Origin of the sequence: Pseudoxanthomonas gei (assembly GCF_010119615.1) — a bacterium.
In the GTDB taxonomy this organism is placed as follows: domain Bacteria; phylum Pseudomonadota; class Gammaproteobacteria; order Xanthomonadales; family Xanthomonadaceae; genus Pseudoxanthomonas_A; species Pseudoxanthomonas_A gei.
This window is the reverse complement of sequence record NZ_QOVG01000002.1, coordinates 102,199-115,048: the sequence shown is the minus strand read 5'-3', so window position 1 is coordinate 115,048 and position 12,850 is coordinate 102,199. Positions and strand designations below refer to the sequence as shown.

The 12,850-nt window shown below is 67.3% G+C and carries 11 protein-coding genes; 7 read left to right on the top strand and 4 right to left on the bottom strand.

All coding sequences use genetic code 11. From position 1 onward, the window contains the following. Positions 1 to 85: 85 nt before the first annotated feature. Together DT603_RS03495 and DT603_RS03490 are read right to left on the bottom strand one after the other, a co-directional pair. A complete protein-coding gene (locus DT603_RS03495) occupies positions 86 to 3,247 on the bottom strand; it encodes an efflux RND transporter permease subunit (RefSeq protein WP_162348470.1) in 3,162 nt (1,053 codons plus the stop codon). Between the two features lie 3 nt (positions 3,248 to 3,250). Further along, the gene (locus DT603_RS03490) at positions 3,251 to 4,348 is read right to left on the bottom strand and encodes an efflux RND transporter periplasmic adaptor subunit (RefSeq protein WP_246191574.1); all 1,098 of its coding nucleotides are present in this window, start codon (positions 4,346 to 4,348) and stop codon (positions 3,251 to 3,253) included. A gap of 189 nt (positions 4,349 to 4,537) precedes the next feature. Here DT603_RS03490 and DT603_RS03485 point away from each other — a divergent pair, with 189 nt between their 5' ends. From DT603_RS03485 to DT603_RS03460, 6 genes are all read left to right on the top strand, one after another. Beyond that, positions 4,538 to 5,206: a TetR/AcrR family transcriptional regulator gene (locus DT603_RS03485; RefSeq protein ID WP_162348468.1), complete on the top strand. Its 669-nt coding sequence runs from the start codon at positions 4,538 to 4,540 to the stop codon at positions 5,204 to 5,206. Positions 5,207 to 5,348: 142 nt separating this feature from the next. Continuing rightward, a complete protein-coding gene (locus DT603_RS03480; RefSeq protein ID WP_162348467.1) occupies positions 5,349 to 6,020 on the top strand; it encodes a protein-L-isoaspartate O-methyltransferase family protein in 672 nt (223 codons plus the stop codon). Positions 6,021 to 6,039: 19 nt separating this feature from the next. Beyond that, the gene (locus DT603_RS03475; RefSeq protein ID WP_162348466.1) at positions 6,040 to 7,401 is read left to right on the top strand and encodes a TolC family outer membrane protein; all 1,362 of its coding nucleotides are present in this window, start codon (positions 6,040 to 6,042) and stop codon (positions 7,399 to 7,401) included. A 202-nt stretch (positions 7,402 to 7,603) separates the two neighbouring features. After that, the gene (locus tag DT603_RS03470; RefSeq protein WP_162348465.1) at positions 7,604 to 8,794 is read left to right on the top strand and encodes an extracellular catalytic domain type 1 short-chain-length polyhydroxyalkanoate depolymerase; all 1,191 of its coding nucleotides are present in this window, start codon (positions 7,604 to 7,606) and stop codon (positions 8,792 to 8,794) included. A 146-nt stretch (positions 8,795 to 8,940) separates the two neighbouring features. Then, positions 8,941 to 9,870, top strand: coding sequence for a dienelactone hydrolase family protein (locus tag DT603_RS03465; protein ID WP_162348464.1), 930 nt, complete (start codon positions 8,941 to 8,943; stop codon positions 9,868 to 9,870). 73 nt (positions 9,871 to 9,943) lie between these two features. Continuing rightward, complete coding sequence (locus DT603_RS03460) at positions 9,944 to 10,300, top strand: VOC family protein (RefSeq protein ID WP_162348463.1); 357 nt, start codon at positions 9,944 to 9,946, stop codon at positions 10,298 to 10,300. Positions 10,301 to 10,434: 134 nt separating this feature from the next. Here DT603_RS03460 and DT603_RS03455 read toward each other — a convergent pair whose 3' ends face one another. Further along, a complete protein-coding gene (locus DT603_RS03455; protein ID WP_162348462.1) occupies positions 10,435 to 10,635 on the bottom strand; it encodes a hypothetical protein in 201 nt (66 codons plus the stop codon). 260 nt (positions 10,636 to 10,895) lie between these two features. Next, entirely contained in the window at positions 10,896 to 11,264 is a 369-nt protein-coding gene (locus DT603_RS03450) for a cupin domain-containing protein (RefSeq protein ID WP_162348461.1), read from the bottom strand. Between the two features lie 209 nt (positions 11,265 to 11,473). Between DT603_RS03450 and DT603_RS03445 the strand changes: the two genes are divergently transcribed. After that, entirely contained in the window at positions 11,474 to 12,286 is an 813-nt protein-coding gene (locus tag DT603_RS03445) for a glutathione S-transferase family protein (RefSeq protein ID WP_343037714.1), read from the top strand. Positions 12,287 to 12,850 lie beyond the last annotated feature (564 nt).

Here is a 12,850-nt window from a genome sequence, read left to right as displayed (position 1 = left end):
GAAAAGGCGGGACAACGCGTCGCCGCACCGCGGGCGGGCGAGTTGGCAGGCGATGCGGCCCGGCGACGGAAGGCCGGGGCCCGCCCTATGCCCGGCCTTCTTCCGGCCTGACCTTGAACCACGCCGCGTACAGCGCCGGCAGGAACAGCAGGGTCAGCGCGGTGGCCACCGTCAGGCCGCCCATGATCGCCACTGCCATCGGCCCGAAGAACGCACTGCGCGACAGCGGGATCATCGCCAGCACCGCCGCCAGCGCGGTCAGCACGATGGGCCGGAAACGGCGCACGGTGGCATCGATGATCGCGTGCCAGCGGTCGTGGCCGGCATCGATGTCCTGCTGGATCTGGTCCACCAGGATGACCGAGTTGCGCATGATCATGCCCGACAGCGCGATGGTGCCGAGCATGGCCACGAACCCGAACGGCACCCGGAACACCAGCAGCGCGAAGGTCACGCCGATCAGACCCAGCGGCGCGGTCAGCATCACCAGGGCCATGCGCGAGAAGCTGCGCAACTGCAGCATCAGCAGCGTGGCCACGGCCAGCAGGAACAGCGGCAGGCCGGCGGCGATCGACTTCTGCCCGCGCCCGGAATCCTCGACGGTGCCGCCGGTTTCCAGCAGGTAACCCTGCGGCAGGTCGGCGCGGATCTTCTCCAGCGTGGGCAGGATCGCCGCAGTCACCGACGGCGGGGTCACCCCGTCACGGATGTCGGCGCGCACGGTGACCGTGGGCAGGCGGTTGCGATGCCAGATGATGCCGTCCTCGAACGCATAGGCGATGTCGGCGACCTGGGACAGCGGCACGCTGCCGTTGGGCGTGGGCACGGCCAGGCTGCCCAGCATGTCCAGGCGCGCGCGTTCCTGCCCGGGACCGCGCAGCAGTATCTCGATCAGTTCGTTGCCTTCACGATAGGTGCTGACCCGCAACCCCGACAGCGAGCTGGTGAGGAAGTGCGAGACATCGGCCGTGCTCAGGCCCAAGGCGCGGGCGCGGTCCTGGTCGATGGTCAGGCGCACCACCTTGCTCGGCTCGTCCCAGTCCAGGTTGACGTTGGTGACATTGGGATTGCGGCGCACCTGCGCGGCCACCTGCTGGGCCAGGGCCTGCACGCGGTCGATGTGCTCGCCGGCCACCCGGAACTGGATCGGGTAACCGACCGGCGGACCGTTCTCCAGTCGCGTCACCCGGAACTGCAGTTGCGGGAACTGCGGGCCGACTTCCTTGATCAGCCAGCTGCGCAAGGCCTCGCGCGCGGGCAGGTCCTTGGCGGTGACCACGAACTGGGTGAAGTTGGCCTGCGGCAGCTGCTGGTCCAGCGGCAGGTAGAAGCGCGGCGAACCGGTGCCGACATAGGCGACGTAGTTGTCGATGTCGGTGCGCCTGGCCAGCAGTTTCTCCAGCTTCTCGGCCTGGGCCTGGGTGGAACGCAGCGACGAGCCTTCGGCCAGTTCCAGGTCGACCATCAGCTCGGGCCGGGTGGAGTCCGGGAAGAACTGCTGCGGCACGAAGCGGAACAGGACGATGGACAGCACGAAGGCCAGCACGGTGACGCCGATCACCAGCCAGCGATGGCGCAGGCAGGCGTCGAGCAGCTTGCGGTAACGCTGGTAGAAACCGGTCTGGTAGGGGTCGTGATCGTTGCCCTTGTGGGCCTTGGGGGCGAGCACGCGGGCAAATGCGGGATGGCGATCGGCCAGGCGTTCGCGAAGGCCATGCCAGCGCGCGGCCAGCGAGCCGGGTTTCGGCGGCCTGGGTTGATGCAGGTCCGGCAGCATCTTGTCGCCCAGGTAGGGAATGAACAGCACTGCCGCGATCCACGACACCACCAGCGCGATGGTCACCACCTGGAACAGCGAGCGCGTGTATTCGCCGGTGCCGGAGGCGGCGGTGGCGATGGGCAGGAAGCCGGCTGCGGTGACCAGCGTGCCGGTGAGCATGGGGAAGGCGGTGGAGGTATAGGCGAAGCTGGCCGCGCGCATGCGGTCGAAGCCCTGCTCCATCTTGATCGCCATCATCTCCACGGCGATGATCGCGTCGTCGACCAGCAGGCCCAGCGCCAGCACCAGCGCGCCCAGCGAGATCTTGTGCAGGCCGATGTTGAAGTAGTGCATGACCGCGAAGGTCATCGCCAGCACCAGCGGGATGGTCACCGCTACCACCAGGCCGGTGCGCAGGCCCAGCGAGAAGAAACTCACCAGCAGCACGATGACCACGGCCTCGGTCAGCACGCGCACGAATTCACCGACCGAATCCTGCACCGAATGCGGCTGGTCGGAAACCTTGCGCAGTTCCATGCCCATGGGCAGGGTCTTCTGCAGGCGCTCGAATTGCGCGTCCAGGGTCTTGCCCAGCGCGATGATGTCGCCGCCGCTCTTCATCGCCACGGCCAGGCCGATCGCGTCCTGGCCCATGAAGCGCATCTTCGGCGCCGACGGGTCGGCGAAGCCGCGATGGACCTCGGCGATGTCGCCCAGCCGCAGGCTGCGGCCGCCGGCCTGGATGGGGAAATCGCGGATGTCCTTGACCGATTCGAAGTGACCGCTGACCCGCAGCTGCACGCGGTCGCTGGTGGTCTCGAAGAATCCGGCCGAAGTCACTGCGTTCTGCTGGTCCAGCGCCTGCTGCACCACGCTCAACGGGATCCCGAGCGTCGCCAGCTTGGTGTTGGACAACTCGATCCAGACCTTCTCGTCCTGCAGGCCGACCAGTTCCACCTTGCCCACGTCGGCCACGCGTTGCAGTTCCAGCTGGATGCGCTCGGCATAGTCCTTCATCACCGCGTAGTCGAAGCCGGGGCCGGTCAGCGCGTAGATGTTGCCGAAGGTGTCGCCGAACTCGTCGTTGAAGAACGGGCCGACCACGCCTTCGGGCAGGGTGGCGCGGATGTCGCCGACCTTCTTGCGCACCTGGTACCAGAGCGCGGGAATCTCGTCCGAATGCATGGAGTCGCGCGCAACGAAGATCACCTGCGACTCGCCCGGGCGCGAGTAGGAGCGGATGAACTCGTAGCTGCCGGTGGTCATCAGCGCCTTCTCGATGCGCTCGGTGACCTGCCTGGCGACTTCGTCGGCCGGGGCGCCCGGCCACACGGTGCGCACCACCATCACCTTGAAGGTGAAGGGCGGGTCCTCGGACTGGCCCAGGTGGCGGTAGGACCAGGCGCCGATCAGCCCCAGCACGATCATTGCGTACAGCACCAGGCTGCGGTGGGTCAGCGCCCATTCGGAAAGATTGAAGCGCTTCATGGCTCAGTTCGCCTTGGCCGTGGCGGCAGCCGGTTTCGGCAGCATCGGCCGGTTGTCACGGTCCACCGGCGTCACCGCCTGGCCCTGGCGCAGCAGGTGCCCGCCAGCGGCAACCACCCAGTCGTCGGCCTTGAGTCCGCCGAGCACGGGCACGTCGGTTTCCCCATAGCGGCCCAGCTGCACCGCACGCGACTGCACCGTACCGCTCTTCGGATCCACCACCCATACCGCGGTGGCGTTGCCGGCGCCGCGCTGGACGGCCGACAGCGGCAGGCTGAGGGCGGCGGCCACGCCGCTGTCCTGCACGTAGACGCGCGCGCTCTGGCCGAGTTCGACGGCCTTGGCGGCCTCGCCCGCCAGGTTGACCCGCGCGGCGTAGGTGCGGGTCTGCGCATCGGCGGCCGGCGAGATTTCACGGATCACCCCGGGCAGGCGCTCACCGGGTGCATTCCACAATTCCACCAGCACCGGCTGGCCCACGCTGAAATCGCGGATGCGACCCTCGGGCAACGAGATCGCCACCTCGCGGCCATCGTCGGCGGCCAGGGTGAAGATGGTCTGGCCGGCGGCCACCACCTGCCCTGCTTCCGCCACGCGCGTGGCGATCACCCCGTCGTGGGGCGCGCGCAGTTGCGAATAGGCGGCCTGGTTGCGGGCAACGTCCAGCTGCGCCCGGGCGGCGCGGGCCTGGCCTTCGGCGGCCTTGAAGGCGGCATTCTGGGCGTCGTAGGTGGACTGGCTGACCAGCTTGTCGCCGACCAGCTTGGCGTAACGGTCGCGGTCGCCGCGGGCACGGACGAGGTCGGCCTCGGCGGCGGCCAGTTGCGCCTGGGCAGATTGCGCCTGCAGGCTGAGGTCGTCGGCGTCGAGCACCGCCAGCACCTGGCCCTGCTTGACCCGGGTGCCGGCATCGACGTTGCGCCGGACCAGGTTGCCACCGACGCGGAACGAAAGCGGGCTTTCTTCATGGGCGCGTATTTCACCGGCATAGGCCGACAGCGCCGCCTGGGCGCCGCCACCAGGATGCACGACCAGCACCGGGCGAGCGGCCTCGGTGGTGTCGGGCTTGCCGCCGCAGGCAGCCATCCCGGCTGCGAGCATGAGAAGGACGGTCGTACGCAGCAGGCTGACGGAGCGGCGATTGATGGGGCGGCTGTTGATGGAGCGGCCGTTGATCGACCTGTTGCCCGGGGACACACTCTTCATGGCTCGAACACTCCGTCCTGTTCATCAATAAATGCACTTGCCGGTATAGTATAAATATCGAACCGATTAGTCTAGTATTGAGGCATGGCCAGTAACCCCTCTCCCGCCCCCCCTGCCAAGTCGGCTGCGTCGAAGCTTTCGGGCCCCGGCCGGCCGAAGGATCTGGGCAAGCGCGCCGCGATCCTGGAGGCGGCCAAGCGCCTGTTTTCCATGGAGGGTTTCGCCGGGGTCAGCATGGACCAGATCGCCGCCGAAGCCGGGGTTTCCAAGCTCACCGTGTACAGCCACTTCGGCGACAAGGAAGCGCTGTTCTCGGCGGCCGTGCAGGCCAAGTGCGACGAAATGCTGCCCCATGACCTGTTTACCCAGGAATTGCGCGGCCCGGTGCGCGACCAGCTGCAGGCGATCGCCTCCGCTTTCTTCAGCCTGGTCAGCAGTGACGAGGCCATCAGCACCCACCGCATGATGATCACGCCCGGCGGCGCCGACGACCCGCTGCGCAAGCTGTTCTGGGAAGCCGGTCCGCAGCGCGCGCACGACGCCTTCAGTGCCTTCCTGCGTTCTCGCGTAGAGGCCGGCGAACTGGAAATACCCGACGTGCAGCGCGCCGCCGAACAGTTCTTCGCGCTGATCAAGGGCGAGATCCACAGCCGCATGATGTGCGGGCTGTGCGCCAGGCCGGCGCGCGCCGACGTCAGCAGCCATATCGATGCCAGCGTGGACATGTTCATGCGTGCCTATGGCAAGCACTGAATATGGCCGCGCCGCCATGGTGACGGAGGTCGCGGTGACTTCCGGCACTGCGTGCCGGTGTGGTAGTACGGCCAAGCTGCATGCATTGAAAGCCACCGCGACCCGCTAAAATGCGCGGCTCCCGCGCCGGATGACCCTAGTGATGACGATCGATTACAACCAAGCCCGCGAAATGATGGTCGAGCAGCAGGTGCGCCCCTGGGAAGTCCTGGATGCGCGCGTGCTGGGCGTGCTGGCGACCCTGCCGCGCGAACGCTTCGTTCCCGAGATCCACCGGGCGCTGGCCTATGCCGATGTGGAAATTCCCTTGGCAGCCGGCCCGGCAGGCCACGGCCAGCGGATGATGAAGCCGGTGGTCGAGGGTCGCACCCTGCAGGCGCTGTTGCCGCAGGAAGGCGAGGAAGTGCTGGAAATCGGTACCGGCGGCGGTTACCTGGCTGCCTGCCTGGGCGCGCTGGCCCGCGAAGTGGTCAGCCTGGAAATCAATCCCGAACTCGCCAGCCGCGCCCGCGCGCAGCTTGATGCCAATGGGCTGGGCAACAACGTCCGCATCGAAACCGTCGATGCGTTGCACTATTCGACCGACCGCCGCTTCGACGCGATCTGCGTGACCGGGGCGATGGACGTGCTGCCATCGCGGTTCCTGCAATGGCTGCGGCCGGGTGGCCGCCTGTTCGTGGTCCATGGTCGTTCGCCGGTGATGGAAGCGGTGCTGATGCACAACGACGTCAACGGTCCCCGCATCGAATCGTTGTTTGAAACCGATCTGCCCTATCTTGCCGGCGCCGCTCCCGCGCCCGCCTTCGTATTCTGATTTTTTGAAAGGAAACCGCATGAGCCGTCGTCCCCTTGTCCTGGCACTCGCCTTGGCCCTGCCTGCCTCCGTGCTGGCCGCCTCCGCAAGCGCAGCCGACCTGATGCAGACCTACGAACTGGCCCGTGCCGGCGACCCGCAACTGGCCGCCGCCGAATCCGGCCGCCTGGCGCAGAAGGAAGGCGCGGTGCAGGCACGTGCCGTGCTGCTGCCGCAGATCAATGGCCAGGCCAGCTACAACCGCAGCAAGTTCAAGCCCGATGGTGGTTCCTGGTCGGGCACCAGCAATTCGCGCGACGTCGGCGTTTCGGTCAACCAGTCGGTGCTGAACTTCGCCAGCTACGCCAACCTGCGCGGCCAGAACGCGCTGAGCCAGGCCGCCGACTTCGACCTGGAAGCAGCCAATGACCTGCTGATCACGCGCACTTCTGCCGCCTATTTCAACGTGCTGGTGGCCATCGAGACCCTGGCCGCGGCCGAAGCGCAGCAGACTGCACTGCAGAAGCAGTTCGACTATGCGCAGAAGCGCCTGGACGTGGGCTTGGCCCCGATCACCGACGTGCACGAAGCGCGCGCCCAGTACGACAGCGCCCGCGCCAGCGTGATCCTCAGCCGCAACGCACTCAAGGATGCCTACGAGGCGCTGGCCGAAATCACCGGCGTGCCGGTCCGCAACCTGAAGGCGCTGCCCGACAATTTCCGGCCGGTGCTGCCCACCGACTACAGTGCCGAGGGCTGGGTCGAAACCGCCGTCGCGCAGAACCCGGCGCTGAAGTCGACCGAATTCCAGGTGCAGTCCGCCGATGCCGGCGTGGCGGCCGCGCGTGCGGGCCACCTGCCCACGCTGGGACTCAGCGGCAACTTCGGCCGTGGCGCCAACTGGGGCAATTCGGCTACCGGCGGACTGTCCAGCGACGGCGATTCGCAGAGCATCGGCCTGACCCTCAGCGTGCCGATCTTCTCCGGCGGCGCCACCCAGTCGCGGGTGCGCCAGGCGCTGGCCAACCGCGATGCCGCCCAGGACGGTTACGAGCAGCAGAAGCGCGCGATCGTGCGCAACACCCGCAACGCCTACCAGACCCTGGAAGCCGGCATCAGCGAGATCGAGGCGCGCCGCCTGGCGCTGGTCTCGGCCAAGGCCGCCTACGATGCGTCGCAGGTGGGCCTGGAGGTCGGCACCCGTACCGTGCTGGACGTGCTGATCAACCAGCAGAACCTGTTCCAGGCGCAGCAGTCCTATGCCCTGGCCAAGTACAACTACCTGCAGAACCGCCTGCTGCTGGAGCAGGCGGCCGGCACCCTGGACGCCGACGACGTGCAGGCGGTCAATCGCATGCTGACGGTGGACGCGGAAGCGCAGCTGGCGCCCGACAGCCTGTAAAGACTTCCGGCACTGCAGGCATTACCTGGCGGCGGACTTCGGTCCGCCGTCTTCGTTTGCGGAGCGCACAGTTGGATCGCAATGTCGTTTGAGACCGACGCCCGTGAACGAGGGCCGCGAGACGCAGTTTCGTCATTCCCTGCTCACGCAATATCGGTGAAAGTGGGGCATGTTGCGTTGCAGCAACGACTAGGAACGTCCCATGCCCCTTTTGTCCAAACTCCTGGCACGACTTCCGTCTCCCCGCCGCGGGGCTTCTCCCGCCGGCCAGGGCGACCTGGAGTCGAGCATCAGCAAGACCATCAACGATGCCCTGGCCGCAGCGGGCTTGTTGCGCGCGCCGCTTCCGGCCGCGGCACCGGCCCAGCCCACGCCCGGCCCTGCCCCTGCGACCCGGCCCGTCGCCAAGCTGGCGCTGCTGGCCCCCGAACCTGTTGTCCAACCCAGGCCGGACACGCCGCGCAAGCGTGCGTTGTCACCCGGGTCCTTCGTGGAGCATGACTTCTCCAACGAGGCCGGTACGCGCCGCTACAAGCTCTATATACCCGCCGGCTACGACGCCGAAGCGACACCCGGCTACCCGCTGCTGGTGATGCTGCACGGCTGCACCCAGTCGCCCGACGATTTTGCCGCAGGCACGCGCATGAATGCGCTGGCCGACGAACATGGATTCCTGGTCGCCTATCCGGCCCAATCACCCAATGCCAACGGTTCCAAATGCTGGAACTGGTTCCGGCCCGGCGACCAGGGCCGCGAGGCGGGCGAACCGGCCCTGCTTGCCGGCCTGACCCGCCAGCTCATCCAGCAGCATGCGGTGGATCCACGACGCGTCTACGTGGCCGGCTTGTCGGCAGGAGCGGCGATGGCGGTGATCCTTGGCACCACCCATCCGGAACTGTATGCCGCCGTCGGCGCGCATTCGGGCTTGCCGTATCGCGCCGCGCGCGACGTACCGTCGGCGTTCGCGGCCATGGGCGGCACCCATGCGTTGCGTGAAGTGGCGGCGGAAACCGATGCCAACGCCCGTCAGGGCAAACGGCCGCCCGCGCCGGTCGTGCCGCTGATCGTCTTCCACGGCGATGCCGACCACACCGTGGCCCCCGCCAATGGCGAGGCCCTGGTGAAGCAGGCCACGGGCGCGGCCAGCGAACTGTTGCCGGAAAGCCAGCGCAAGGCCGTGGCCGCCAATGGGCGAAACTACACGCACTCGGTCTACACCACGTCGCTGGGTGAACCGCTGGTCGAGTACTGGCAGGTGCACGGTGGCGGCCACGCCTGGTTCGGCGGCAGCAGCGACGGCAGCTACACCGACCCACGCGGTCCCGACGCCTCGGCCGAGATGGTGCGCTTCTTCCTGAAGGTGAAACAGCAGCACGCCCCGTCCGCGCAGTAGACCGCGCGGATGCTTCAGGCCGTTCGGTCACGACCGCGCGACCGGCCGTCGAACGCAGTGCGCGATTGCATCGTTGCCCGATTCGCACGGCTTCGGCAATCGTGGGTAAGGTGGGACGCCCTGCCTATCCCGATCCGGAGCCCGCGATGCCCCTGCCTCCCCGTCCCACTGCCGACCCGTTCGATCCCGCGGTGATGCGCCTGTTCGACCAGTACGTGCATGGCGACATCGACCGCCGCGGCTTCCTGCAGGGCGCTGCGCGTTTTGCCGCCGGCAGCGCCGGTGCCGCCGGGCTGCTGGCCGCGCTCACGCCGCAGTTCGCCGCGGCCCAGCAGGTCAGGCCGGACGACCCGCGCCTGGCGACGCGCACCCTGCAATTCGCCGCGCCGCTGGGCCATGGCACCGGCAGCGGTTACCTGGCCAAACCGGCCCACGCAACGGGCCCGTTGCCGGTGGTCCTGGTCATCCACGAGAACCGCGGCCTGAATCCGCATATCGAGGACATCACCCGGCGCCTGGCCCTGGAAGGCTTCCTCGCCTTCGCGCCCGACGCGCTGTTTTCCCTGGGCGGCTATCCCGGCGACGAGGATGCGGCTCGTGCGCTGTTCGCCAAGCTCGACCAAGCCAAATGCCGCGAGGATTTCCTGGCCGCGGCCAGGCTGCTGCTGGCCATCGAAGGCGGCAACGGCAAGCTGGGCGTGGTCGGCTTCTGCTACGGCGGTGCCACCACCAACTTCCTGGCCACGCGCATGCCCGAGGTCATCGCCGCCGCCCCGTTCTACGGCGGCGCGCCGGAGACCGCGGAGGTTGCGCACATCAAGGCCGAACTGCTGGTGGTGCTTGCCGACAACGACGAGCGCGTCAATGCGGGCTGGCCGGAGTACGAACGCGCCCTGAAAGCGGCCGGCGTGCATTACACGCTGCTGCAGCCACCCGGCACCCAGCACGGCTTCAACAACGACACCACGCCACGTTATGACCAGGCCGCGGCGGCGCTTGCGTGGCAACAGACAGTCGCCCTGTTCAAGCGCACGCTGGGCGGCGCGGATGCAGGCAGGGCGAAGGCGCAAGGCTGAAGTCGACCGGGTGCGACACGGGTCTTCCGTGGACCGTGAACCGTGAAGAGACAAGAGACAACCGGAGTTTGCGATGAAGATGACGCGCATCATCCCGATGCTGCCGGTCGGCAACATGCCGGCCAGCGTGGCCTTCTACAAGAAGCTCGGTTTCGAAGTGGAGAAGCGCAACGACCACTGGCGCTGGGCGATGCTGCGGCTGGACGAATGCCGGCTGATGGTCGATGAATCCATCAACGTGAACGCCTCGCGGCCGCGCGCGCCGGTGCTTTACCTGTACCCGGACGACATCGCCGCCTATCACCGGCAATTGCGCGCCAACGGGCTGGAAATCCCCGACCTGGAAATTTCGTTCTATGGCATGAGCGAATTTCGCATGGAAGATCCGGACGGGAATCGCCTGTGGATCGGGCAGCCGGAGCAGGCGTGAGTGTCACGCCCTCCTGCCTGGAACCTGGTGCGCCAGCGCTGCGGATTGGGTCGCTGCGTTCGCCGGGATGACGATTGCAAGAAGGTGGCCGGACGCATGCGGCCGTCCACGTGCAAGGCCGTCAAGCCCGCCACTCAGCCAGCCGCATGCCGTTCGCCAATTGCCTGCAGGCGCTCGCGGTAGTACAGGGCATCGGCGGCGTTCGGCGGCGGGTTCGACGCCAGCCAGTCCAGGGCCTGGCGCATGACCGCGGCCTTGTCGGCATCGGGTGCCTCCAGCGCGGTGTCGACGCGATCCAGCTGGATCATCACTTCTTCGCGGCTCGGTTGGGCCATGGCGTGTTCTCCTCGATACGGAGCTGCATCGTAGGCACGCCGATGTGTTGTCCATGTCACGACGATGCGTTCGCAACGGCACGCACTTCAGCCGCAGTTTCAGAATCTGCGCAGCAGCTGCACTTCGTACGCGTACTCCAGGTCATGGTTGACGCGCACCCAGACCATGGTGGCCGCTGCAAGATGCATTCCCCGCTCCTGCCACCGGGAGCGGGGAACAACGCCGACCCACCGGCGCGCGCCGGCCCAGCGTGCAAACGCTACTTCGCCGGTTCCTTCAACTCGATCACCACCACCTTCACCGGCGCCTTGCCGGTGTTGCGGGTGTCGTGGGTCACCGGATCGCTCCACAGCACTTCGCCAGCGGTGGTGTGGCGGGATTTGCTGGAGCCGTCGGCGAGGGTCTGGATGGCGTCGCCGTCGGTGAGGTAGACGACGAGGTTGTCGCCATGCGAGTGCATGCCGGTCTTGCCGCCTGGCGGGATCTCCAGCTGCACCACCCGTACCCTGGCGTTGTCCAGCACGACCTTGGCCTGCGAACCGGCGGTCACCGCCAGGTCCTGTGCGGAACACGGCACGGAAAAGGCCAGCGCCATCGCGCAGGCAACCCGCAGGTTGTTCTGATTCATGGAAGTGTCTCCGGTGGTGGCGCTGCAACGGCAAGGGTTTGCGCCACGGGAAATTGAATGGGCTCGGGGATCCCGGCCATGGCCGCGCGCCTGCCGGGCCACGTGCTGCCTCCTCGCACCCACCGACCGCGGCCGCTCCCGTGGGAGTGGGGTCCGCTCAGTCGGGACAACGCGGCCGGACTGCAGGGTCGGACAGACCGGGGCGGCGCGTGCAGGGACAACCGGCGAACGCGCTGCAGGTGGTCCGGTTGCAGTCCGCGGTGTCGCTGCAGACACCGCACTTCCGCACCGGGGCCAGGCGCATCGACGCGAGTGCAGGATTCGGATATCGCCGGCGCGCGACTGCCGCGACACTGCAGGCCCGTCAACGGCCTGCCCGCATGCTCAAGCTCTACGACTACCTGCCTTCGCGCAACGCATGGAAAGTGCGGCAGCTGCTGCACCATCTCGGCCTGCCCTACCAGGCCATACCGGTGAGCATTTTCGAAGGCGAGGGTCGGCAGCCTGCATTCCTGCGCGTGAATCCGTCCGGCAAGGTGCCGGCGCTGGGACTTGAGGATGGCCGCACCCTGGCCGAATCCAACGCCATCCTCGCGTACCTGGCAGACGGCAGTGATTACCTGCCCGCCGATCGCTACCTGCGCGCCAAGGTCCACCAGTGGTTGTCATTCGAACAGGAACAGGTGGAAATGAGCATCGGCTCGCTGCGCTACTGGACCCTGACCGGGAAGCTGCCGCATCGCGACGCGACCCTGGTCGCCGGCAAGCGCAAGGCCGCGCTGCGTACCCTGGCCTTGCTGGATGACGAGCTGGCCACGCGCCTCTTCATCGTCGATGGGCGTTACTCCATCGCCGACATCTCGATCTTCGCCTATGCCAGCCGCGCCGAAGACGCGGGACTGTCGCTGGCCGCGTATCCGCACTTCCGTGCCTGGCTGGAACGCGTGCAGTCGCAACCAGGCTTCCTGCCCGAAGTGCATCCGTATTCGATCGACCCGCATTCGGGCAACGAGCTGCCGTGAGCGCTTTAAATGCCGCCGAACAGTTCGTCCTCCCGGCGCTGGCCGGGATCCAACTTCCAGGGAAAAGGTGAGCGAGGCCGGGCTGTCCCCGATGCGCGGACCCAGCGATAGGCGCAGTGTTTTTGTAGGAGCGACGCGAGTCGCGAAGCTCGCATTGCCTGATCGCGATCATTGCCTGGTCATGTGATGTCCTGGCTTCGCGACTTGCGTCGCTCCTGCATCAGACGCCGGCCGTGCAGGTCGTCATCCCGGCACGGGCCAGGATCCAACTTTCAGGGAGGAGGTGGTTGACGGCCGGCTGTGCCCGCCGCGCCGACCCGGCGGCAGACGTAGCGTTTTTTGTAGGAGCGACGCGAGTCGCGAAGCTCGCATTGCCTGATTGCGATCATTGCCTGGTCATGTGATGTCCTGGCTTCGCGACTTGCGTCGCTCCTACATCAGACGGCAGCACTGCAGGCCGTCATCCCGGCACGGGCCAGGATCCAACTTTCAGGGAGGAGGTGGTTGACGGCCGGCTGTGCCCGCCGCGCCGACCCGGCGGCAGGCATAGCGCTTTTGCAGGAG